This window comes from Streptomyces sp. NPDC050738 (assembly GCF_040654175.1).
Classification (GTDB): Bacteria; Actinomycetota; Actinomycetes; order Streptomycetales; family Streptomycetaceae; genus Streptomyces.
Map to the genome: position 1 here is coordinate 100,802 of NZ_JBFAHN010000003.1, position 21,442 is coordinate 122,243.

Sequence of the window (21,442 nt, forward strand, 5' to 3'; positions counted from 1 at the left end):
ATGAGCCACAACCAGCCGGGCCCGTACGGCCAGCAGCCCCCGCAGCAGCCCGGCCCGTACGGCCAGCCGCCGCAGGGCCAGCCCGGTCCGTACGGCCAGCAGCCCCCACAGCAGCCCGGCTACGGCCAGCCGCAGCAGGCCCCCCAGGGTGTCCCGCCGCAGCAGCCGCAGGGTTACGGCTACCCCCAGCAGCCCCCACAGCCGCCGCAGGCGCCGTACGGGCAGCAGCCCCCGTACGGCCAGGCCCCGCCTCCGCCGCAGGCCGCCAAGAAGAAGACGGGCCTCATCGTCGTCGCGGCCGTGGTGGCGCTCGCGGCGATCGGCGGCGGTGTCTACTTCCTGACCAAGGGCGGCGGCGACAGCGGCAGTTCGGTGTCTCTGACCGCACCGGACACGCTCCTCGGCGGCCAGTTCAAGAAGACCAGCTCAGGCAATGGCCCGGCCATGAGGAGCCAGGACGTCAAGGAGTACAACTCCTGGGGTGTCAGCGACCCCAAGGGCGTCCAGGGGAAGTACGGAGCCGGTTCCGGCGCGACACAGAAGCTCCTGACCTTCAGCGGGGTGTACGGCGACGTCAACGACCCCGAGAAGGTCGTCGACGCGCAGTTCGTGAAGCTCAAGTCGGTGATCAGCACGGACAATGGGACGACGAAGACCGAAATGGTCGGCGCCCCGAAGGCCTTCACACCCGACGGGTTCAGCGACGGGGTCCTGAAGTGCCAGGAGAGCAAGCTGAGTTCCTCCGGTACGGGAGAGGGTGCCGTCACCGTGCCGTACTGCGTCTGGGCCGACGACAGCACGGTCGGCTTCGTCAGCACCACCGACGCGGCCGCCATGGCGGCAACGGGCAGGAGCGGGACGCTGGAAGCAGCCGCTGCCAACGCGGCGAAGATCCGCAGCGAAGTCCGCGTCGACAAGTAAGCAGCGCTCCGAGCCCGGAACGCACCGCATTCGGAGGGGAATCCCACCCATGAGTTACAACCAGCCGGGCCCGTACGGCCAGCAGCCCCCACAGCAGCCCGGCCCGTACGGCCAGCCGCCGCAGGGCCAGCCCGGTCCGTACGGTCAGCAGCCCCCACAGCAGCCCGGCTACGGCTACCCGCAGCAGGCCCCCCAGGGCGTCCCGCCGCAGCAGCCCCAGGGCCAGCCCGGTTACGGCTACCCCCAGCAGCAGCCCCAGGCCCCGTACGGCCAGCAGCCTCCCTACGGACAGCAGCCCCCGTACGGACAGCAACCCGCGTACGGATACGGCCAGGTGCCGCCCCCGCCGCAGGCCCCCAAGTCGAAGACGGGCCTGATCGTCACCGCCGTCGTCGTGGCGGTCGCGGTGATCGGCGGCGGTGTCTTCTTCCTCACCAAGGGCGGCAGCAGCGGTTCCAGCAGCAACAGCGACGTCGCGGACACCACCAAGGGCTACAAGCTCGTCGCCCCCATCGGGGTCGGCGCGTACTCGAAGAGTGCACTGGCCACCGCGGCCAAGCCCATGACCGACGCCGAGAAGGCGAAGGCCAAGGAGATCGGCATCGACGACGCCGAGCAGGCTAGCGGGACGTACACGGCCGGTTCTGCGGCCGACGCCAAGATGCTGTCCTTCACCGGGTTCTACGGCGAGGTCAACGACCCCGCGAAGGCCATCGACGACGCCTTCTCGCGGGGGACGGCCGGCGGCGGGACGGCCAGTGGCGGCACGTCCAAGCTCATCGGCAGCGCCAAGGTCTACCAGCCGTCCGGGTTCTCGGGCGCCCTCATGAAGTGCCAGATCTCCGAGACGGCCCTGAGCACCTCGGTGAAAGCGAAGAGCATGCAGATCCCGATCTGCATCTGGACCGACTACAGCACGGTCGGCATCCTCACCGCCGTGGACCCCGCGCAGGTCACAGGCGGCGGCAGCGGGATGTCCACCGACGACCTCGCGGAGCTGACGGCCAAGATGTACAACGCGGCACGCGTCAAGAAGTAGCCGCCGGCAGAGACAACACGCAGGGGCGCCCGGCCAGTTGGACTGGCCGGGCGCCCCTGTGTCGTACGTGTGCCGCGCGCCTACGCGGACTTCTCGTGCCGCCCGTCGTTGCCGATGATCCGCGGCTCGCGCGGGACCAGCGTCGGGTTCACGTTGTTGCGGACGACGTCCGCCGTGATGACGACCCGGGCGACATCCTTGCGGGACGGCACCTCGTACATCACCGACTGGAGGACTTCCTCCATGATGGCGCGCAGACCGCGCGCGCCCGTCTGGCGCAGGATGGCCTGGTCGGCGATGGCTTCGAGCGCCTCGCGGTCGAACTCCAGCTCCACGCCGTCGAGTTCGAAGAGCCGCTCGTACTGCTTCACGAGCGCGTTGCGCGGCTCGATCAGGATCTGCAGCAGCGCTTCGCGGTCGAGGTTGTGGACCGAGGTCAGGACGGGCAGCCGGCCGATGAACTCGGGGATCATCCCGAACTTCACCAGGTCCTCCGGCATGACCTCCTGGAACTGGTCGCTCGCCTCGATCTCCCGCTTGGAGCGGATGGTCGCGCCGAAGCCGATGCCCTTCGCGCCGGAGCGGGACTCGATGATCCGCTCCAGCCCGGAGAAGGCGCCGCCCACGATGAACAGGACGTTCGTCGTGTCGATCTGGATGAACTCCTGGTGCGGGTGCTTGCGTCCGCCCTGCGGCGGGACCGAAGCTGTCGTGCCCTCGAGGATCTTCAGCAGCGCCTGCTGGACGCCCTCGCCGCTCACATCGCGGGTGATCGACGGGTTTTCGCTCTTACGGGCGACCTTGTCGATCTCGTCGATGTAGATGATGCCCGTCTCGGCCTTCTTGACGTCGTAGTCGGCGGCCTGGATGAGCTTCAGCAGGATGTTCTCGACGTCCTCGCCCACATAGCCGGCCTCCGTCAGCGCCGTCGCGTCCGCGATGGCGAACGGGACGTTGAGCATCCGGGCGAGCGTCTGCGCGAGCAGCGTCTTGCCGGAGCCCGTGGGGCCGAGGAGCAGGATGTTGGACTTGGCCAGCTCGATGGCGTCGTCGCGCCCCTGGGCGCCGCCGTTCTCACCGGCCTGGACGCGCTTGTAGTGGTTGTACACCGCGACCGAGAGGGCCTTCTTCGCGGGCTCCTGGCCCACGACGTAACCCTCCAGGAACTCATAGATCTCGCGCGGCTTGGGGAGTTCCTCCCACCGCACCTCGGAGGTCTCTGCGAGCTCCTCCTCGATGATCTCGTTGCAGAGGTCGATGCACTCGTCGCAGATGTACACACCTGGACCCGCGATGAGCTTCTTCACCTGCTTCTGGCTCTTCCCGCAGAACGAGCACTTGAGCAGGTCGCCGCCATCACCGATGCGTGCCACGAGGTGCTTCCCCTTCGCCTGGGACCCGCTCGCGATCAAGCGGATCCTGGTGCCTCATATCCGACGGTACCTTGCCGGGCCCCCCGTTCGGGCCCCCCTTGGCAGGGTTCACTTTGACGTGGACCGTGCCAAGGGGAGGCAGAGCTCCTCAGAGCCGTCAGGCGAGCATGCCCGCCGCGGTCTTGCGAGTCGACACGATCTGGTCCACCAGACCGTACGCGAGAGCGTCCTCGGCCGTGAGGATCTTGTCGCGCTCGATGTCGTCCCGGATCTTCTCGATCGGGGTGGAGGAGTGCTTGGCCAGCATCTCTTCCAACTGGGCGCGCATACGCAGGATTTCGTTGGCCGCGATCTCCAGGTCGGAGAGCTGCTCGCGACCGGTCGACGAGGACGGCTGGTGGATCAGCACACGGGCGTTCGGGAGCGCCATGCGCTTGCCCGGCGTACCGGCGGCGAGCAGGATCGCGGCGGCGGAGGCCGCCTGACCCATGCAGACCGTCTGGATGTCGGGCTTCACGAACTGCATCGTGTCGTAGATGGCCGTGAGGGCCGTGAACGAGCCGCCGGGGCTGTTGATGTAGATCGAGATGTCGCGGTCCGGGTCCATCGACTCCAGGCACAGGAGCTGCGCCATGACGTCGTTGGCGGAGGCGTCGTCGATCTGCACGCCGAGGAAGATCACGCGCTCCTCGAAGAGCTTCGCGTACGGGTCGTACTCACGCACGCCCTGCGAGGTGCGCTCGACGAAGCGCGGGACGATGTAGCGGTTGTCCACCTGCGGGCCGGTGTAGAGGCCGTTGGCGGAGGCATTGACCTGGAAGTTGCTCATAAGAGGGTTCACCATCCTGGTGGCGTTCTGCGTCTGTGGTCGTCGGTCGGGCAGTGCGGCGTACGTACGGAGCCTCAGGCCCCGGTGCCGCCGCCGCCCGGAACGCCCGAGGCGGAGGTGATGATCTCGTCGATGAGGCCGTAGTCCTTGGCCTCTTCCGCGGTGTACCAGCGGTCGCGGTCACCGTCGCGGATGATCGCTTCCATGGTCTGGCCGGAGTGCCGGGCGGTGATCTCCGCCATGCGCTTCTTGGTGCGCAGCAGCTGCTCGGCCTGGATCTTGATGTCCGACGCGGTGCCGCCGAGGCCGGCCGAGCCCTGGTGCATCAGGATGTCGGTGTTCGGGAGCGCGAAGCGCTTGCCCGCGGTGCCGCCGGTGAGCAGGAACTGGCCCATCGAGGCCGCGAGGCCCATGCCGATGGTGACCACGTCGTTCGGGATGTACTGCATGGTGTCGTAGACCGCCATGCCTGCCGTCACCGAGCCGCCGGGGCTGTTGATGTACAGGAAGATGTCCTTGTCGGGGTCGGCCGCGAGAAGGAGCAACTGTGCGGTGATCTTGTTGGCGATGTCGTCGTCGACCTGCTGGCCGAGGAAGATGATCCGCTCGCCGAGCAGTCGGTTGTAGACCTGGTCGCCGAGGCCACCACCGAAGTTGGGCTCGCCGGCGGCGTAAGGCATCAGATTCGTCACGTATCCACCTGCTCGTCTCTGACGGCTTCTACCGTCTCAGCGTCTTTATTCAGGAAGGCCCGGACACTCCCGTGCTCTCCTATTCATGGACCCTAACGCGCAGGTAGGACAACGCCATCCCGCTTCCCGAACTGTTCGCTCGGAGCGCAAGCTAGCGCCCCCCTGAGGGCCTGTGCGTGTGTACGAAAACGGGCCCGGACGCGTGCTGCGTCCGGGCCCGTTCCACGGGTTCAGGCGGAGGCTCAGGCCTCGGTCTTCTCCTCGGACGGGGCGGCGTCCTCGGCCACGGCGTCCGTGGTCTCGGCGGCCTCGTCCTCGTCGTCGCTCAGGTCGACGACCTCACCGTCGGTGTCCTTGACCGTGGCGGCCTCGACGACGACCGCGAGGGCCTTGCCGCGGGCGACCTCGCCGACGAGCATCGGAACCTGGCCGCCTTCGACGACGGCCTGGGCGAACTGGTCGGGGGACATGCCGGAGGAAGCAGCGCGCCGCATGAGGTGCTCGGTGAGCTCCTCCTGGTTGACGTTCAGCTTCTCCTTGTTGACGAGCTCATCGAGGATGAACTGCGTCTTGATGCCCTTCTCGGCCTGCTCCTTGGTCTCGGCGATGAACTCTTCCTCGGTCTTGCCCTGGATCTCCAGGTACTTGGCGAGGTCGAGGCCCATCTGCTCGAGCTGGTGGTGCTCCAGGTTGTGCTTGCGGGTGTTGATCTCGTCCTCGAGGAGCTTCTCGGGGATCGGGACCTCCGCCAGCTTCAGCAGCTCGTCGAGGACGCGCTCCTGGGCCTGGGTGGCCTGGTCGTACTGCTTCATGTTCTCGAGGCGCGAGCGGCTGTCGGCGCGCAGCTCCTCAAGGGTGTCGAACTCGCTCGCCAGCTGCGCGAAGTCGTCGTCCAGCGCGGGGAGTTCACGGGCGGCGACGGCGGACACCTTGACGGTGACCTCGGCCGGCTTGCCCTCGGCGGATCCGCCCTTGAGCTCGGAGGTGAAGGTGGCCTCGCCACCGGCCTCCAGGCCCTTGACGGCCTCGTCGATGCCTTCGAGCAGCTCGCCGGAACCGATGGTGTACGAGACACCCTCGGCGACGCCGTCCTCCAGGACCTCGCCGTCGACCTTGGCCTCGAGGTCGAGCGTCACGACGTCGCCGTCTTCGGCGGCGCGCTCGACCGGGTTGGTGGACGCGAAGCGACCACGCAGGTCCTCGACGGCCTTGTCGACGTCCTCGTCGGAGACGGAGACAGCGTCGACCTCGACCTCGATACCGGTGTAGTCCGGGATCTCGATCTCGGGCCGGATGTCGACCTCGGCGGTGAAGGCCAGCAGCTCGCCGTCCTTGAGCTCGGTGATGTCAACCTCGGGCTGGCCGAGAACGTTCAGCTCACCCTCGTTGACAGCCTCGGTGTAGAACTTCGGGAGCGCGTCGTTGACGGCTTCCTCGAGCACAGCACCACGGCCGAACCGCTGGTCGATGACGCGGTTCGGGATCTTGCCCTTACGGAAGCCCTTCACCGTGACCTGCTGGTTGATCTTCTTGTACGCCGCGTCGAGGCTGTCCTTGAGCTCCTCGAAGGGCACCTCGATGCTGAGCCGAACCCGAGTCGGGTTCAGGGTCTCCACGGCGCTCTTCACGGTTGGGTCTCCTTGGTGGGCTGATTTTGGGATTCTGCCCGGTTCAGAGACACGCGGGCACGCAGCTTGCATAGTAACGGCAAGCGGTCGATGACCCACAATGCGATCTTGATCGTGGGCCTGGAAGGCCTGGGGGGCCTGATGTGGTCGGGGTGGCCGGATTCGAACCGACGACCTTCCGCTCCCAAAGCGGACGCGCTACCAAGCTGCGCCACACCCCGTCGGTGCGAGACGTAGGGTACATGCCCGCCCGTAGTGGGGTGGCTGCATTTATGCGGTGTGCGGGAAGGGCGTGTGACCCGCTACGATGCATCTCGTGCCGCGGTCGTTCCGACCTGCGGTGCGCTTGTGCGGGCGTAGCTCAATGGTAGAGCTCCAGTCTTCCAAACTGACTACGCGGGTTCGATTCCCGTCGCCCGCTCCATACGGACTTCGGCCCGGCCGGTGATCACTCACCGGCCGGGCCGAAGTCGTTTCAGGCCGAGCGCCTCAAAACTTGATCTGGTTGATCGTGTCCGCTATCGAGTTCAGGAACCGGTCGATCGACGGGGCCATGCCCGTGGACGCGAGGAAGAAGCCGAAGAGTACGGCGACTATCGCCGGCCCGGCCTTGATGGAGCCCCCTCGTATCAACACCACCAGGACGATTGCCAACAAGAGCACCACGGACAGTGAAATGGCCACAACTGATCACACCCTCGGTCGGTCCGCCGTTCCGGCCCGGAAGCGCGCAGCCCAGCACGCATCCGCATGTTCCATCGTGCCACCAACGAGCCTGTGGTTGTTGCCTGGTGACGAATCGTCGCCGATCGGATCACGCCATCCGCGCGCTCGGTGCGCGCCGGGCGCACACGGGGTGTGAGGGCGCCCCCTGGCGCGACGCGGCGTCACGTATACCCCTTGCAGCAGTGAATATGCATGCCGAATATAGAGAGAAGCGAGGGTGCTGAAATGCCCCAATTAAGGGGGCTTCGGGCGAGCATAGTCGGACATAATTGATGAACCCGGGAAGAGTTTTACGGAATCCCGAGTGCAACGCTAGGGTGCGTCGAATGGTTCACGCTCCCCCCGGATATCAGCGAGCTCCGCTTCCCCCGGCAAAGAAGCCGGAACTCGACGCCCCAAAGACGCTGAACACACGGCGCGATGCCTTCTTCGACAACGCCAAGTACCTGGCGATCGTGCTGGTGGCCATGGCCCACTCGTGGGAGCCCGTCATGGACGGCAGCCGCGCGACGCGCGCCCTCTACATGGTCGTCTACACCTTCCACATGCCGGCCTTCATCGTCATCTCCGGCTATTTCTCCCGGACCTTCGACATGCGGGCGGACCGGCTGAAGCGGCTGGTCACCGGTGTCGCGGTGCCCTACGTCGTCTTCGAGGTGACGTACTCGCTGTATGAGCGGTGGATGAGCAATCCGCAGCACGAGATCAGTCTGCTCGACCCCTTCTTCCTGACCTGGTTCCTGGCCGCCCTCTTCATCTGGCGGCTGACGACGCCGCTGTGGAAGCTGGTGCGCTGGCCCGTGCCGGTCGCGCTCACGATGTGCGTACTGGCCTCGGTCGCCCCGAGCATCGGGCCCGACTTCGATTTCATGCGGGTGCTGCAGTTCCTGCCGTTCTTCGTGCTGGGGCTCAATCTGCGGCCCGAGCACTTCGCGATGGTCCAGCGGCGTGCCGTGCGGGTGGCCGCCGTACCGGTGTTCGCGGGTGCGCTGCTCTTCGCGTACTGGGCTTCGCCCCGGATGAGTCTGCGGTGGTTCTACCGCAGTTTCGCGGTGCAGGAGCTGGCCGTGTCCTGGTGGGTCGGGATCCTGGTGACGCTGGCCCTCTTCGGCTGCTCGCTGGTGCTGACCGCGTGCTTCCTGGCCTGGGTGCCGCGCCGCAGGACGTGGTTCACGGTCCTGGGCGCGGGCACGATCTGCGGCTATCTGCTGCACGGACTGCTGATCAAGACCATCGACTACACCGGGTGGTTCGAGAAGTACCACTGGCTGAGCGAACCGCTCGGCGAGGTCGTGGTGACGCTCTCGATCGTCGTCGCGGTGACCGCGTTCTGCACGCCGCCGGTACGCAGGGTGATGCGATGCGTCACCGAACCGGAGATGAACTGGGCCTTCCGTAGGCCGAGTTGAGCAGGTGGCGTGAAATCGACTGGTTTGGTTACGCGGCCACCCGTGCGTAGGCCGGGGCGGTGAGCGCCGTCATCCTGGACGCGATCTGCGGGGCGGTGGCGCGCGGGAGGCTGTCGGCGATCTCGCCGTCGGCCAGGAAGAGGACGCGGTCCGCGTAGGCGGCCGCCGCGGGGTCGTGGGTGACCATGACGACGGTCGCGCCGAGCCGGTCCACCGCGTCGCGCAGGAGGGCCAGGACCTCGGCGGCCGTCGTGGTGTCCAGGGCGCCCGTCGGCTCGTCGGCGAAGATCACGTCGGGGCGGGTGACCAGGGCGCGGGCGATCGCCACGCGCTGCTGCTGGCCGCCGGAGAGTTCGCCGGGGCGGCGCTTCCCCTTGCCGTCCAGCCCTACCTGGGCGAGGAGTTCGGCCGCGCGTCGGCGGTCCTGGCGCTCTCCCGCCAGCCTCATCGGGAGCAGGATGTTCTGCTCGACGGTGAGGGACGGCAGCAGGTTGAACGCCTGGAAGACGAAGCCCAGGCGGGAGCGGCGCAGGGCGGTGAGCTTGTTCTCGCTCATGCCGGTGATCTCGGTGGAGCCGAGGCGCACCGACCCGTCGGTGGGCCGGTCCAGGCCGGCGGCGCACTGCAGGAACGTCGACTTGCCTGAGCCCGAAGGGCCCATGACCGCGGTGAAACTGCCCCGCGGGAGAGAGATGTCGACGCCGCGCAGGGCGTGGACGGCCGAGGAGCCGCGGCCGTACTGACGGCGCACACCGCGGAGTTCGACCGCCCAGTCGGTGACCGCGCCGGCCGCACCGGGCGCACCGCCCGTGCTGGTGGCGTGCAGGTCGCCCCGGTCCCGCTTGCCGCGTCGCAGCCCCATGGTGTTGTCCGCCTTCCGGATCCGCCCGATGTCTGTGTTTCTACGCTTCGACGCTACGGATCAAGGGGGCCGGGGAACCATGGCGGCTGCTGGCGGATCGGGGGTGGGGAAAGCCCTACCAAGGGGCCCGCCTCCGGGTCAGAGGACCGGGCCCGCGTCGCTGTCGCGGCAGATCAGCAGCAGCGCGCGGTCGTCGTTGACGTCCTTGGCCACCGCCTCGATCAGGTGCCAGGCCGCGCCCTCGAAGGTCGAGGACACATAGCGGTCCGCCTCCCCCGTCAGCCGGTCCATGCCCTCGCTGATGTCGCGCTCCGGCGATTCGACCAGGCCGTCCGTGAACATCATCAGGACGTCGCCCGGGCGCAGGCTCCCCTTGACGGGGTCGAACTGCGCCCCGTCGTAGACACCGAGCAGGGGCCCCTCCCCCGACTTCTCCTCCCAGCGGCCGCTGCCCGCGTGCAGCTGGAGGGCGGGAAGGTGGCCCGCGGAGAGCAGTTCGTAGTCGCCGGAGTCCAGGTCGAGCACCAGGTGGATCGAGGTCGCGAAGCCCTCGTCCCAGTCCTGGCGCAGCAGATAGCCGTTGGCCGCGGGAAGGAATCCGTGCGGGGGCAGCGAGCCGAGGAGGCCGCCGAAGGCGCCGGACAGGAGCAGGGCGCGGGAGCCCGCGTCCATGCCCTTGCCGGAGACGTCCGTGAGGACCACTTCGAGGGTGCGGCCGCTGTTGCCCGTACGGGCGGCGACCACGAAGTCTCCGGAGAAGGACTGGCCGCCGGCCGGGCGCAGGGCCATCTCGCGGTGCCAGCCCTGCGGGAGGCGCGGCAGCTTGCTCTGTACGCGGATCCGCTCACGGAGGTCGAAGAGCATGGTCCCGCCGCGCCGCCACGGAACCCCGACCCGGCTGCGGAACTGCGCGATGAGCAGCCCGAAGAGCCCGCAGGCCGCGACCGTGAGGACCGTTCCCGGGGTCACCCTGCCCGGGCCTTCCGTGTACGGGCCGAGCAGCACGGACTCCACGATGAGCGCCGCCGCGGCAGCCGCGTACAGGCCGAGCAGGCTCGCGGGGCGCAGCAGCAGACCGCCGGCCACGATGGGCAGGACCAGGGCTGAGGGTGCGCACCAGACGGGCATCGCCATCGTCAGCGCGGCGATCGCGGGGACGGTGAGGAGCAGTGCGGACAGGGCCATCCACTCGGAGCCGTCGCCGCGGAAGTAGTCCACACCGGATTTGCGCACGCCGACCCTGACCCGATGCAGCCTCATGCGCATCCGGGCCGTGAAGGACTCCGCTCCGCCGCCGGTCATTCCTCGGACCTTATCCACCCGGGCCGGGTCCGCGCAGGGGGACCCCTGTGACATTGCGTTCGAAATCGGCTCGCCCGGCGCGGTGGGTCCTGGTAGGCATGGCATATGACGACCGAGCTGCGGGTGCTGCGTCCGGACGAATGGGCCGACTGGTACGGCAAGTTGGAGCGCGCCTTCGGAGGCGTTCTGGAGTCCGACGAAGAACGTGATCTCTACCGGGACCTGACCGAGCACGAGAGGTTCATCGGCGCCTGGGACGGTGACGAGTGCGTCGGGACCGCCGGGGTCTTCCGCTTCCGGGTGAGCGTGCCCGGCGGGGCTTTCGTGCCGGCCGCCGGCGTGACCATGGTCAGTGTCGCCGCGACGCATCGCCGGCGCGGGGTGCTCACCTCGATGATGCGCAGGCAGCTGGACGACGTACGGGCGTGGGGCGAGCCCCTCGCCGTGCTGACCGCCTCCGAGCCGGCGATCTACGGGCGCTTCGGCTACGCGGCCGCCACCCGCCAGTTGAAGGCGGAGATCGATACGCACCGTGTGACCTTCACGATGCCCCCAGGGGTCGACGGCGTACGGCTGCGGTATGCCGATCCGCGGGCGGCGGCCGCGCAGTGCGAAGCCGTCTACGCGGCGTCGATCGGCTCACGGCCCGGAATGCTCGCCCGCACCCCGGGCTGGGAGCGGCTGCCGCTGCTCGACCCGCCCGCCGACCGCGAGGGCGCGTCGCCGGTCCAGTGCGTGCTGGCGGAGCGGGACGGGGAGGTGGTGGGGTACGTACGGTTCCACACCAAGCCCGAGTGGGATGTGAGCGGGCCCAAGGGGACGGTGACGCTCCGGGAACTGGACGCCCTGGACCCGGTGGCGTACGCGGCGCTGTGGCGCTTCCTCTGTTCGATCGACCTGACGTCGACCGTGCGGGTGGGCAACCGCCCCGTCGACGACCCGTGGCAGTACCTCGCCTCCGACATCCGGCGGTGCGCGCTGCGGGAGCGGGACTCGCTGCATGTGCGGCTGGTGGAGGTGGGGGCGGCGCTGGAGGCGCGGACGTATCAGACGCCGGTGGACGTGGTGTTCGAGGTGGACGACGCGTTCTGCCCGTGGAACAGCGGGCGTTGGCGGCTCAGCGGGGACGCGAAGGGGGCTTCGTGCACGCGGACCGGGGATGCGGCCGATCTCGCCCTGTCCGTGCGGGAGTTGGGTGCGGCGTATCTGGGCGGGGTGTCGCTGTCGGCGCTGGCGGGGGGCGGTCTCGTACGGGAGGTGCGGGGCGGGGCGCTGGGCGAGGCGTCAGTGGCCTTCGGCTCCGATGTCGCGCCCTGGCTGCCTCACGGCTTCTGACAGGTGGGGCACCAGAAGAGGTTGCGGGCCGCGAGAGGCGCCGTGCGGATCTCGGTGCCGCAGAGGTGGCACGGCATGGACGCCCGGCGGTAGACGTAGACCTCGCCGCCGTGGTCGTCCACCCGGGGGGCGCGGTTCATCGCCTCCGGGGTGTGTTCGGGGCGGACCGTGTCGATGCGGTTGTGGCGTACGCCTTCGCGCATCAGGGCGGCCAGGTCCGCCCACATCGCGTCCCATTCCGCGCGGGTGACGTCCTTGCCCGCGCGGTACGGGTCGATGCCGTGGCGGAAGAGGACCTCCGCGCGGTAGACGTTGCCCACTCCTGCCACGACCTTCTGGTCCATGAGGAGCGCCGCGATCGTCGTGCGGGAGCGGGAGATACGGTGCCAGGCCTTGTCCGGGTCGTCCCCGGGACGCAGCGGGTCCGGGCCCAGGCGGGCGTGTATCGCCTGCTTCTCCGCGTCCGTGATCAGGGCGCAGGTCGTGGGGCCGCGCAGGTCCGCGTAGTCGGATTCGCCCAGCAGGCGCAGGCGGACCGTGTCCGTGGACGGCGGCGCGGGGGTCGTACCGAAACCCAGCTTGCCGAAGAGGCCCAGGTGGATGTGGATCCAGGCGGGGCCGTCGAAGCCGAGGAAGAGGTGTTTGCCGTGCGCCTCGGTGGACGTCATGGGGCGGGCGTCGATCAGTGCGGCGCCGTCGGAGAACTTTCCCTGCGGGCTGGACGCACGCACAGGCCGGCCGCCGAACCTCTCGTAGTGGTCGGCGGCCAGTCGGTGGATCGTGTGACCCTCGGGCACGGGGGTTTCTAGGCCTCGGGCTGCGGGTGGTGGGCCGGGACCGGGGGGAGGACGCCCGTCTGCTCGTACGCCGAGAGCATGTCGATACGGCGCTGGTGGCGCTCCTCGCCCGTGAAGGGGGTGGCGAGGAAGATCTCGATGAACTTCGTCATCTCGTCGAGGGTGTGCATCCGGCCGCCGATCGAGATGACGTTGGCGTCGTTGTGCTCACGCCCGAGCGCCGCTGTCTCCTCGCTCCAGGCGAGGATCGCCCGTACGCCCTTGACCTTGTTCGCGGCGATCTGCTCGCCGTTGCCGGACCCGCCGATCACGATGCCGAGGCTGTCGCTGTCCGCGGCCGTCTTCTCGGCGGCACGGAGGCAGAACGGCGGATAGTCGTCCACGGCGTCGTAGATGTGCGGACCGCAGTCCACGGGCTCGTGGCCATGGGCCTTGAGCCACTCGACGAGGTGGTTCTTGAGTTCGAAACCGGCATGATCGGAGCCGAGGTACACGCGCATGTGTCGAGTGTGGCATGGCGGGTAGGCGCGACGCCTGGTCGGGGCACGTATGGCGCGCCCCGTCTCCGACATTAAGGACAGACCGCATGGCGACCACTCCCCCTGTCGAGGTTACGGAACGCCCGCCGGCCGGGGACTCCCCCGACGGTCTCCAGGCCGGGCTGAAGAACCGGCATCTGTCGATGATCGCGATCGGCGGCGTCATCGGGGCGGGCCTCTTCGTCGGTTCGGGTGCGGGTATCGCCGCCGCCGGGCCCGGGATCCTGCTCTCGTACGCGCTCACCGGGCTGCTCGTCGTGCTCGTGATGCGGATGCTGGGCGAGATGGCCGCGGCCGACCCGGTCTCGGGGTCCTTCTCGACCTACGCGGACCGCGCGCTCGGGCGGTGGGCGGGCTTCACCATCGGATGGCTGTACTGGTTCTTCTGGGCCGTGGTGCTCGCCGTCGAGGCGACCGCCGCGGCGACCATCCTGACCGGGTGGGTGCCGGGCATCCCGCAGTGGGGCTGGGCGCTGCTGGTCATGCTGGCGCTGACGGGGACCAATCTGGTCTCGGTCGGGTCCTTCGGGGAGTTCGAGTTCTGGTTCGCCGGGATCAAGGTCGTGGCGATCGTCGCCTTCATCCTCATCGGGGCGCTCGCCATCTTCGGACTGCCGCCGGGCGACGACGCGGTGGGCATGGCGAATCTGACGGGGCACGGCGGATTCCTGCCGAACGGGCCCGGGGCGATTCTCTCGGGGATGCTGCTGGTCGTCTTCAGCTTCATGGGCTCGGAGATCGTCACCCTCGCGGCCGCCGAATCACCCAATCCGGTGGACGCCGTCCGCAAGGCCGTCAACAGCGTCATCTGGCGCATCGCGCTCTTCTACATCGGGTCGATCCTGGTGATCGTGACGCTGCTTCCGTGGGACTCGGCGGCCGTGAAGGAGAGCCCGTACGTCGCCGTGCTGGACTCCCTCGACATCAAGGGCGCGGGCACCATCATGGACATCGTCGTCCTGACCGCCGTGCTCTCCTGCCTCAACTCCGGTCTGTACACGGCCTCCCGGATGGCCTTCTCGCTCGGGCAGCGCGGGGACGCGCCGAAGTCCTTCGCGACCGTCAACAGGGGCGGGGTGCCGGCCGTGGCGATCTGGGCCTCGGTCGCCTTCGGGTTCGTCGCGGTCGGCTTCAACTACGTCTCGCCGGACACCGTGTTCAAGTTCCTGCTGAACTCCTCGGGCGCGGTCGCGCTCTTCGTCTGGCTGGTCATCTGCCTCTCGCAGCTGCGGATGCGGCGGAAGATCGAGCGCGAGACTCCTGAGCTGCTGACCGTGAAGATGTGGCTGTACCCGTATCTGACGTACGCGACGATCGCGCTCATCCTGTTCGTCGTCGGATACATGGTGTACGACAAGGACGGGCGACCCCAGATGATCATGTCGGTCCTGGTGGGCCTGCTGGTGCTGGGAGTTGCTCTGGCGCGCGAGCGCAGCCGCGCTCAGAGCGGGGTGAAGGACGACATCACCCCGTCGTAGGTGCGCAGGGCGGAGGTCTCGGTGCTCGCGTCGTACCAGATGTTGACCTGGTACGACTTGCCTCCGGCGTCGAAGCCCGTCTGGCGGGCCTTCCAGGACGTGCCGTTCTGGGTGAAGAAGTACTCCCAGATGATCGCGGGCCGGTCCTTGAACGTGGTGTTCTCCAGCCGGATCTTCTTGTAGCCGGGGACGTCGTGCGAGCCGCGTTCGGCCTTGATCCACTGGGTCATGAGGTCGCCGCCGGAGGCGAGCCCGTATGTCCCCGAGGTCTCCTGCAGCCCGTCCGGCGAGTGGTAGTGGACGTTCGACGGGGACTTGGCGTTGCGCGTCCAGCCCTTGGGCGGCGTCCAGGCGAAGCCGGTCTCGCTCTGCGTGCCGGGCGGGACGGCGGCTGTCGTGGTCGGGGGGCGCGAGGTGCCCGCGACCGTGGGGGCGGGCGAACTGGTGCTGCCCTTCGAGGAGTTGCCCGAACCCGGGTCCCCTGACGTGAGGATCATGACGACGGCGACCGCGGCGGCCGCGGCCGCCGTGGCGGCCACCAGGATGCGGTTGCGCCTGCGGTTGCGGCGGGTGCCGGAGTCCGGCGCGGACGGTGCGCGTGGGGGCGGTACGGTCCTGCGCACGGTCAGCGTCGGGTCGCCCGAGGGACCTGGCCGGGGCTGCGACTGCGGCCCCGGCTGCGCCTGGGGCGGCGCGGAGCTCTCCTGGGACGACGGCGGGTGCTCGGCAGCCGCCTGCGGAGGCGGGGGCGCGGGCCTGGTGGGCGCCGACTGGGTGGGCAGGGCGTCCTGGGGTACGGGGGCGGGCGCCCGGACCGTGGGCGGTGCCGCGATCGGCTCCAGGCGCTCGTACACCGCGTCCAGGCTGGGGCGCCGCTCCGGTTCCTTGACCAGAAGGGCCGCCAGGACGGGGGCCAACGGGCCCGCCGCGCTGGGCAGTTCGGGCTCCTCGTACAGCACCGCGTGGAGCGTGGCGAGCGTCGTGGGCCGCGAGAACGGCGAGGTGCCGGCGACCGCGGCACAGAGCGTGGCGCCCAGCGACCAGAGGTCGGACGGCGGGCCCTGCGGGCGGCCGCCGACCCGCTCGGGGGCCATGTAGTCGGGCGAGCCGACCAGCATGCCGACGACGGTGAGCGAGGTGGTGTCCTGGATGGCCGCGATACCGAAGTCGGTGAGGACGATCCGGCCGGTGGGGCCGAGCAGGACGTTGCCCGGCTTGATGTCCCGGTGCAGCACGCCCACCGCGTGCACCTCACGCAGCGCGGCGACCAGCCCCATGCCGACCCTGGCCGCCTCGCGCGGGCTCAACGGGCCGTCCTCGATGAGGACTTTCTCCAGGGAGCGCGAGGCGACGAGCTCCATCACGATCCACAGCCGGTCGCCCTCCTCGACCACGTCGTAGACCCTGACCACGTTCGGATGGTCGATCCTGGCGGTCGCACGGGCCTCGCGCAGGGTCCGCTCGCGCCGGATACGGCTGTCCTCGGCGTCGAGATCGTCGATGCGCATTTCCTTTATCGCCACACGCCGGTCGAGTATCTCGTCCGCCGCCTGCCACACACGCCCCATCCCTCCCTGGCCGATGATTTCGCCCAGTCGGTAACGGGTCGCGATCAATAACCCCTGCACCCCGCCGCTCACATTCCCCGGCATTCACGCCCACCCCCTCAGTACCAGCTGTGATCAGCACAGAAGCATGAACTTGCCACCATGACAGCATAGTTCTACGAGATCTTGTGGTACCCCTTCAATACTGCTGCATCCTGCGCGGTTGAGGGGGATGGGGAAATGCAAGGAAAACGTTTCGGGGCGTTAATTGCCGCCACTGCTGCGGCTGTTCTATTTCTGCCTTTCACGGCTGCCGCCGACGACCCGGGAAGCGGTCAGGGCGGCAAGGCGGGGCCGAGCGTGCCTGCCGGGGTGAAGCTGACCACCGAACTGCCCAAGCAGATCAAGGTGGACAACAAGGCGGGGACGACGAGTGGTCTGACCGCGAAGGTCTCCAACGGCGGGACGAAGGACAGCGGTCCGATCACGCTGTCGGTGCTCGGCCTCGGCGGGATGAAGATCACGGGGGTCGACGGCTGCATCGCGATCCCGAAGGGGAGGCTGCTCAAGGGGGTCAACAGCGGATTCGCCTGTGTCATGGACAACTTGGCGGCGGGCAAGAGCAAGTCGTACCAGGTGTCGGCGACTTATGACCTGAAGGCCAAGGGCCAGATCTGTCTGCCGGTGACCGAGGGCACCAGCGAGAAGGTCTTCTGGCAGCAGGGTCCGATCCCCTTCGGGACGACGAAGCCGACGCCGAACGCGCCGGACACTCCGCTGCTGCTCGGCACGGACAACGTTCCGGCCGGTCCCGCGCAGCCTTCCGAGGCTCCGGGTTCGGGCGGCGGACTGCCCAAGACGGGGGCCGGGGTGGCTCTGCCCGCCGGGCTCGTCGGCGGGGCGCTGCTGCTGGTGGGCGGCGGCGGGATCTGGTGGACCACCAGGTCGCACAGGGCGGCGCGTCACTGATCAGTGCGTACGGACGTACGAGAGAGGGCCCGTGTCCCTTGGGGGATGCGGGCCCTCTTCGGTGCTCAGGTGCTCGGGTGCTCAGGTGCCTGGCGTCAGCCGCGGCGTCCTGCGAGCTTCCAGGCGGACGGCAGCGCGCCCATGGCGAGGGCCGCCTTCACGGCGTCGCCGATCAGGAACGGGGTCAGGCCCGCCGCGACGGCGGCGGTCAGGGACATCCCGGTGGAGAGGGCCAGGTACGGGACGCCGACGGCGTAGACGAGGGCCGAGCCGAGGACCATCGTGCCCGCGGTGCGCAGCACCGAGCGGTCGCCGCCGCGGCGCGCCAGCGCACCGACCACGGTGGAGGCGAGCAGCATGCCGAGGACGTAGCCGAAGGTGGCGCCGCCCGGACCGGAGGTGCCGTTCTGGAACCACGGCATGCCCGCCATGCCGACCAGCGCGTACAGCGCGAGGGCCAGGAAGCCCCGGCGGGCGCCGAGGGCCGCGCCGGTGAGCAGTACGGCGAAGGTCTGGCCTGTGATGGGGACCGGGGACCCGGGGATCGGGACGGCTATCTGCGCCGCGATGCCGGTGAGTGCGGCGCCGCCGACGACCAGGGCCGCGTCCACGGCGTACCGGACACGCGTGGCGGGCATCGCGGGCAGCAGGTCGGCGAGGACCGCTCCGGGGCGGGTGGTGGCAGCAGTGCTCATCGGGACTCCGCGGTGGCTGGCAGGTGGGGACAGGGTGACGTTAGCCGACAGGCCAGGGCGCGATCACCATCTGTGGCCCACAAAGCGGAGGTTGGGACCTTGGTGGGGTTCGCACAAAGAGCGGGAAGTACACCTCGGCGGGAGTGACGCTGGTCACTGGAGGTCCAAGGGGGTGTATCGGTTTTGCGGAACGGGGCAGTCCGTGGGGAGACTGTAGGTTCCCGATAAATCATCCGAGAGTGACGAGCACCATGTCCGACGCACCGCCCGCCGGCCCTCCCACCGGGGCCGAGCCCCTCTCCCACGGACTCAAGCAGCGCCACCTGACCATGCTCGGCCTCGGCGGGGTGATCGGCGCCGGCCTGTTCGTGGGTTCGGGTGCGGGGATCGAGGTCGCGGGCCCGGGAATCGTGCTCTCGTATCTGTTCGCGGGCACCCTCGCGATGCTGGTGATGCGGATGCTCGGCGAGATGTCGGCGGCGATCCCCGCCTCCGGGTCCTTCTCCGTGCACGCCGAGCGTGCGCTGGGGCGCTGGGCCGGATTCACGGCGGGGTGGCTCTACTGGTTCCTGCTGGTCGTCGTGCTCGCCGTGGAGGCGACCGCGGCGGCGCAGATCGCCAATCAGTGGGTGCCGGGGGTCGCGCAGTGGCTCTGGGTGCTGATCTTCATGGTGGTCTTCACCGTGGCCAACCTGGCGGCCGTGAAGAACTTCGGCGAGTTCGAGTTCTGGTTCGCGGCGCTGAAGGTCGGGGCGATCGTCCTCTTCCTGATCCTCGGCACGCTCGCGGTCTTCGGCCTGCTCCCCGACACAGATCCCGTGGGCCTCACCAACCTGACCGGCCAGGGCGGCTTCCTGCCCAACGGCTGGCACGGCGTCGTCTCCGGTGTCCTGACCGTCGTCTTCGCCTTCGGCGGCCTGGAGGTCGTCACGATCGCGGCGGCCGAGACCGACGACCCGGCGCGCGCGGTCAGCCGTGCGGTGCGCAGCGCGGTCTTCCGGATCCTCTTCTTCTACGTCGGCTCGATGCTGGTCATCGTGACCGTGCTGCCGTGGACGGCGCAGCACGCGGGGCTCTCCCCGTACGTCACCGTGCTGGACGCGATCGGCATTCCGTCGGCCGGGACCATCATGAACATCGTCATCTTCGTGGCGCTGCTCTCGGCCCTGAACGCCAACCTCTACGGCTCCTCGCGCATGATCTTCTCGCTGGCCGAGCGCGGTGAGGCACCGCGCGGGCTGCTCAAGGTCTCGGGGAACGTCCCGCGCCGTGCGGTGCTCGCCTCGGTGGCCTTCGGCTTCGTCTCCGTACTGCTCAATCTGAAGTGGCCCGACTCGGTCTTCCTCTACATGCTGAACGCGGTCGGCGCGGTGCTGCTCTTCGTCTGGGCGATGATCGCCGCCTCGCAGCTGCGGCTGCGGCGCAAGATCGAGCGGGACACCCCAGAGCTGCTGCAGCTGCGCATGTGGGCGTTCCCGTGGCTGACCTGGGCGACGCTGGTCGCGCTCGCGGCCGTATTCGTGCTGATGCTCACCGACCGGGCGGCGCGGCCGCAGTTGCTCTGGTCGCTGGGGGCGACGGCCGCCGTGCTCGTGGTCGCAGGCCTGAGAGAGCTGCGCGGTCGGGAGCCGCGTGGTCACCGTCGGTGAGCCAGGTGTCCGCATAGCGGGCGTTCACTACCGTTGAGCGGTGCACGACTTCAGACTGTGGGACCGTCCCCCGTCTCACGTACTGAACAGGCACGACCATGACTCGGACAACAGCGCCCGAAAAGGCGAAGACTGATACGACCCCGGAGACCCCGGAGGAAGCGTCGGGTTCCGCCCTGACGCACGGTCTCAAGCAGCGTCACCTCTCGATGATCGCCCTCGGCGGCGTCATCGGCGCCGGCCTCTTCGTAGGCTCCGGCGCAGGCATCGCAGCGGCAGGTCCGGCCATCGTGCTGCTCTTCGCGGGTGCTGGTGCGGTCGTCATGCTGATCATGCGGATGCTCGGCGAGATGTCCGCGGCCCGCCCCGCGACCGGCTCCTTCTCGGTGCACGCGGAGAAGGAGATCGGCGCCTGGGCCGGGGTCACCTCGGGCTGGATGTACTGGATCATGCTCTGCTGCGGCGTGGCCGCCGAGGCCACAGCGGCCGGCGCGATCATGCACGGCTGGGCCGGCTTCATCCCGGCATACGGCTGGGTCGCGATCTTCATGGTCTTCTTCTGTCTGACCAACCTGGCCGCCGTGAAGAACTTCGGCGAGTTCGAGTTCATCTTCTCGGGCATCAAGGTCCTGGCCATCTCGGCCTTCCTGGTCATCGGCATCCTCGGCATCTGCGGCGTCTTCGGCGACGCGCCGGGCGACGCGTACCTGACCGGCGACGGCGGCTTCTTCCCGACTGGTACGTCGGGCCTGATCGCCGGGCTGCTGACCGCGGTCTTCGCGTACGGCGGCCTGGAGACGGTCACCATCGCCGCGGCCGAGTCCGACCACCCGCGCAAGAACGTGGCGCGCGCCGTACGCACCGCCGTGTGGCGCATCGCGATCTTCTACGTCGGCTCGATGGCTCTCATCGTCACCCTGGTCCCGTGGGACGACCCGAACGTGGCCAAGAACGGCCCGTACGTCACCGTGCTCCAGGACCTGGACATCCCCGCCGCCGCCACGATCATGAAGATCGTGGTCCTGATCGCGCTGCTCTCCGCGATGAACGCCAACATCTACGGCGCCTCGCGCATGTCCTACTCGCTGGTCGCCCGAGGCCAGGGCCCCCGCTTCCTGGGGAAGGTCGTCAAGGGCGTCCCGATGCCCGCCGTGATCGCCTCCTGCGTGTTCGGCTTCGCGGCCGTCGAGGCCGGAGTCCTGTGGCCCGACACGGTCTTCACCTGGCTGATGAACACCACCGGCTGCGCCGTCCTGGTCGTCTGGGCCTTCATCTGCTTCACCCAGCTGAAGATGCGCCGCCGCCTGGAGCGCGAGTCTCCCGAGCTGCTGACCGTGAAGATGTGGGGCTTCCCTTATCTGACCTGGGTCGCGATCGTCGCGATCGCCGGAGTCTTCGTCGCGATGGCCACCACGTCCGGCGGCCGCGACCAGCTCTATGTCTCGGCCATCCTGGTCGCCGCGCTGGCCGGCGGGGGCTACGCCAAGCAGCGCCGCGACGCCGCGAAGTCGGCGTACGCCGCCTGATCCCGTAACGCCACGCACCACCACGACACCCCCTGGACCCCTCGGTCCAGGGGGTGTTTTTTAATGCTGCTAGCCTGCACTTGCACATTGGTTGCAATAACTAGCAGGTAGCAGCAGTCGGAGGGC

At 68.9% G+C, this 21,442-nt stretch carries 19 protein-coding genes and 2 tRNA genes; 9 read left to right on the forward strand and 12 right to left on the reverse strand.

The features are described from left to right. Positions 1-921, forward strand: coding sequence for a hypothetical protein (locus AB0H78_RS08510; RefSeq protein WP_363233517.1), 921 nt, complete (start codon positions 1-3; stop codon positions 919-921). A 49-nt stretch (positions 922-970) separates the two neighbouring features. Continuing rightward, positions 971-1,960: a hypothetical protein gene (locus AB0H78_RS08515; RefSeq protein ID WP_363233518.1), complete on the forward strand. Its 990-nt coding sequence runs from the start codon at positions 971-973 to the stop codon at positions 1,958-1,960. 80 nt (positions 1,961-2,040) lie between these two features. Here AB0H78_RS08515 and clpX read toward each other — a convergent pair whose 3' ends face one another. The 5 genes from clpX to AB0H78_RS08540 form a co-directional block, all read right to left on the reverse strand. After that, positions 2,041-3,333 (reverse strand): ATP-dependent Clp protease ATP-binding subunit ClpX, encoded by a 1,293-nt coding sequence (gene clpX, locus AB0H78_RS08520; RefSeq protein ID WP_363233519.1) that lies wholly within the window; start codon positions 3,331-3,333, stop codon positions 2,041-2,043. A gap of 157 nt (positions 3,334-3,490) precedes the next feature. Continuing rightward, positions 3,491-4,177 carry an ATP-dependent Clp protease proteolytic subunit gene (locus AB0H78_RS08525; protein WP_363233520.1) on the reverse strand — a complete coding sequence of 229 codons (687 nt, stop codon included), beginning with the start codon at positions 4,175-4,177 and terminating at the stop codon, positions 3,491-3,493. A gap of 59 nt (positions 4,178-4,236) precedes the next feature. Continuing rightward, positions 4,237-4,842: an ATP-dependent Clp protease proteolytic subunit gene (locus AB0H78_RS08530; RefSeq protein WP_363234074.1), complete on the reverse strand. Its 606-nt coding sequence runs from the start codon at positions 4,840-4,842 to the stop codon at positions 4,237-4,239. A gap of 254 nt (positions 4,843-5,096) precedes the next feature. Beyond that, on the reverse strand, positions 5,097-6,482 hold the full coding sequence (gene tig, locus AB0H78_RS08535) for a trigger factor (RefSeq protein WP_363233521.1): 1,386 nt from the start codon (positions 6,480-6,482) through the stop codon (positions 5,097-5,099). A gap of 144 nt (positions 6,483-6,626) precedes the next feature. Continuing rightward, positions 6,627-6,703: transfer RNA gene (locus AB0H78_RS08540), tRNA-Pro, on the reverse strand. A gap of 129 nt (positions 6,704-6,832) precedes the next feature. Between AB0H78_RS08540 and AB0H78_RS08545 the strand changes: the two genes are divergently transcribed. After that, a tRNA-Gly gene (locus AB0H78_RS08545) sits at positions 6,833-6,906 on the forward strand. A gap of 65 nt (positions 6,907-6,971) precedes the next feature. Here the strand turns inward: AB0H78_RS08545 and AB0H78_RS08550 are convergent. Then, positions 6,972-7,166, reverse strand: coding sequence for a hypothetical protein (locus AB0H78_RS08550; protein WP_329117281.1), 195 nt, complete (start codon positions 7,164-7,166; stop codon positions 6,972-6,974). Positions 7,167-7,534: 368 nt separating this feature from the next. Here AB0H78_RS08550 and AB0H78_RS08555 point away from each other — a divergent pair, with 368 nt between their 5' ends. Continuing rightward, positions 7,535-8,617, forward strand: a complete 1,083-nt coding sequence (locus tag AB0H78_RS08555) for an acyltransferase family protein (protein ID WP_363233522.1) — start codon at positions 7,535-7,537, stop codon at positions 8,615-8,617. Positions 8,618-8,645: 28 nt separating this feature from the next. On the opposite strand, the gene AB0H78_RS08560 is transcribed toward AB0H78_RS08555, so the two are convergent. Together AB0H78_RS08560 and AB0H78_RS08565 are read right to left on the reverse strand one after the other, a co-directional pair. Next, complete coding sequence (locus AB0H78_RS08560; RefSeq protein WP_363233523.1) at positions 8,646-9,479, reverse strand: ABC transporter ATP-binding protein; 834 nt, start codon at positions 9,477-9,479, stop codon at positions 8,646-8,648. Positions 9,480-9,617: 138 nt separating this feature from the next. Next, positions 9,618-10,781, reverse strand: a complete 1,164-nt coding sequence (locus AB0H78_RS08565) for a PP2C family protein-serine/threonine phosphatase (protein ID WP_363233524.1) — start codon at positions 10,779-10,781, stop codon at positions 9,618-9,620. 105 nt (positions 10,782-10,886) lie between these two features. On the opposite strand from AB0H78_RS08565, the gene AB0H78_RS08570 reads away from it, so the two are divergent. Next, entirely contained in the window at positions 10,887-12,116 is a 1,230-nt protein-coding gene (locus tag AB0H78_RS08570) for a GNAT family N-acetyltransferase (protein WP_363233525.1), read from the forward strand. Here the strand turns inward: AB0H78_RS08570 and AB0H78_RS08575 are convergent. Together AB0H78_RS08575 and AB0H78_RS08580 are read right to left on the reverse strand one after the other, a co-directional pair. Beyond that, positions 12,104-12,913, reverse strand: a complete 810-nt coding sequence (locus tag AB0H78_RS08575; RefSeq protein WP_363233526.1) for a DNA-formamidopyrimidine glycosylase family protein — start codon at positions 12,911-12,913, stop codon at positions 12,104-12,106. The genes AB0H78_RS08570 and AB0H78_RS08575 overlap by 13 nt on opposite strands. Before the next feature lie 8 nt (positions 12,914-12,921). Beyond that, positions 12,922-13,413 (reverse strand): ribose-5-phosphate isomerase, encoded by a 492-nt coding sequence (locus AB0H78_RS08580; RefSeq protein ID WP_363233527.1) that lies wholly within the window; start codon positions 13,411-13,413, stop codon positions 12,922-12,924. An 86-nt stretch (positions 13,414-13,499) separates the two neighbouring features. Between AB0H78_RS08580 and AB0H78_RS08585 the strand changes: the two genes are divergently transcribed. Then, complete coding sequence (locus AB0H78_RS08585) at positions 13,500-14,930, forward strand: amino acid permease (protein ID WP_363233528.1); 1,431 nt, start codon at positions 13,500-13,502, stop codon at positions 14,928-14,930. Here AB0H78_RS08585 and AB0H78_RS08590 read toward each other — a convergent pair. After that, entirely contained in the window at positions 14,894-16,582 is a 1,689-nt protein-coding gene (locus AB0H78_RS08590; protein WP_363233529.1) for a protein kinase, read from the reverse strand. The genes AB0H78_RS08585 and AB0H78_RS08590 overlap by 37 nt on opposite strands. Positions 16,583-16,717: 135 nt before the next feature. On the opposite strand from AB0H78_RS08590, the gene AB0H78_RS08595 reads away from it, so the two are divergent. Further along, the gene (locus AB0H78_RS08595; protein ID WP_363233530.1) at positions 16,718-17,446 is read left to right on the forward strand and encodes a hypothetical protein; all 729 of its coding nucleotides are present in this window, start codon (positions 16,718-16,720) and stop codon (positions 17,444-17,446) included. Positions 17,447-17,541: 95 nt separating this feature from the next. Here the strand turns inward: AB0H78_RS08595 and AB0H78_RS08600 are convergent, their stop codons facing one another. Beyond that, positions 17,542-18,141, reverse strand: coding sequence for a biotin transporter BioY (locus tag AB0H78_RS08600; RefSeq protein ID WP_363233531.1), 600 nt, complete (start codon positions 18,139-18,141; stop codon positions 17,542-17,544). A 251-nt stretch (positions 18,142-18,392) separates the two neighbouring features. Between AB0H78_RS08600 and AB0H78_RS08605 the strand changes: the two genes are divergently transcribed. Then, positions 18,393-19,790 (forward strand): amino acid permease, encoded by a 1,398-nt coding sequence (locus AB0H78_RS08605; protein ID WP_363234075.1) that lies wholly within the window; start codon positions 18,393-18,395, stop codon positions 19,788-19,790. 98 nt (positions 19,791-19,888) lie between these two features. Beyond that, positions 19,889-21,316, forward strand: coding sequence for an amino acid permease (locus tag AB0H78_RS08610; RefSeq protein ID WP_363233532.1), 1,428 nt, complete (start codon positions 19,889-19,891; stop codon positions 21,314-21,316). The last annotated feature ends 126 nt before the right edge of the window (positions 21,317-21,442 follow it).

Coding starts and splice junctions, on each gene's coding strand:
- AB0H78_RS08510 (WP_363233517.1), top strand. CDS start 1: ATGAGCCACAACCAGCCGGGCCCGTACGGCCAGCAGCCCCCGCAGCAG.
- AB0H78_RS08515 (WP_363233518.1), top strand. CDS start 971: ATGAGTTACAACCAGCCGGGCCCGTACGGCCAGCAGCCCCCACAGCAG.
- AB0H78_RS08525 (WP_363233520.1), bottom strand. CDS start 4,177: ATGGTGAACCCTCTTATGAGCAACTTCCAGGTCAATGCCTCCGCCAAC.
- AB0H78_RS08530 (WP_363234074.1), bottom strand. CDS start 4,842: ATGCCTTACGCCGCCGGCGAGCCCAACTTCGGTGGTGGCCTCGGCGAC.
- AB0H78_RS08555 (WP_363233522.1), top strand. CDS start 7,535: ATGGTTCACGCTCCCCCCGGATATCAGCGAGCTCCGCTTCCCCCGGCA.
- AB0H78_RS08560 (WP_363233523.1), bottom strand. CDS start 9,479: ATGGGGCTGCGACGCGGCAAGCGGGACCGGGGCGACCTGCACGCCACC.
- AB0H78_RS08565 (WP_363233524.1), bottom strand. CDS start 10,781: ATGACCGGCGGCGGAGCGGAGTCCTTCACGGCCCGGATGCGCATGAGG.
- AB0H78_RS08570 (WP_363233525.1), top strand. CDS start 10,887: ATGACGACCGAGCTGCGGGTGCTGCGTCCGGACGAATGGGCCGACTGG.
- AB0H78_RS08580 (WP_363233527.1), bottom strand. CDS start 13,413: ATGCGCGTGTACCTCGGCTCCGATCATGCCGGTTTCGAACTCAAGAAC.
- AB0H78_RS08585 (WP_363233528.1), top strand. CDS start 13,500: ATGGCGACCACTCCCCCTGTCGAGGTTACGGAACGCCCGCCGGCCGGG.
- AB0H78_RS08590 (WP_363233529.1), bottom strand. CDS start 16,582: ATGCCGGGGAATGTGAGCGGCGGGGTGCAGGGGTTATTGATCGCGACC.
- AB0H78_RS08595 (WP_363233530.1), top strand. CDS start 16,718: ATGCAAGGAAAACGTTTCGGGGCGTTAATTGCCGCCACTGCTGCGGCT.
- AB0H78_RS08600 (WP_363233531.1), bottom strand. CDS start 18,141: ATGAGCACTGCTGCCACCACCCGCCCCGGAGCGGTCCTCGCCGACCTG.
- AB0H78_RS08605 (WP_363234075.1), top strand. CDS start 18,393: ATGTCCGACGCACCGCCCGCCGGCCCTCCCACCGGGGCCGAGCCCCTC.
- AB0H78_RS08610 (WP_363233532.1), top strand. CDS start 19,889: ATGACTCGGACAACAGCGCCCGAAAAGGCGAAGACTGATACGACCCCG.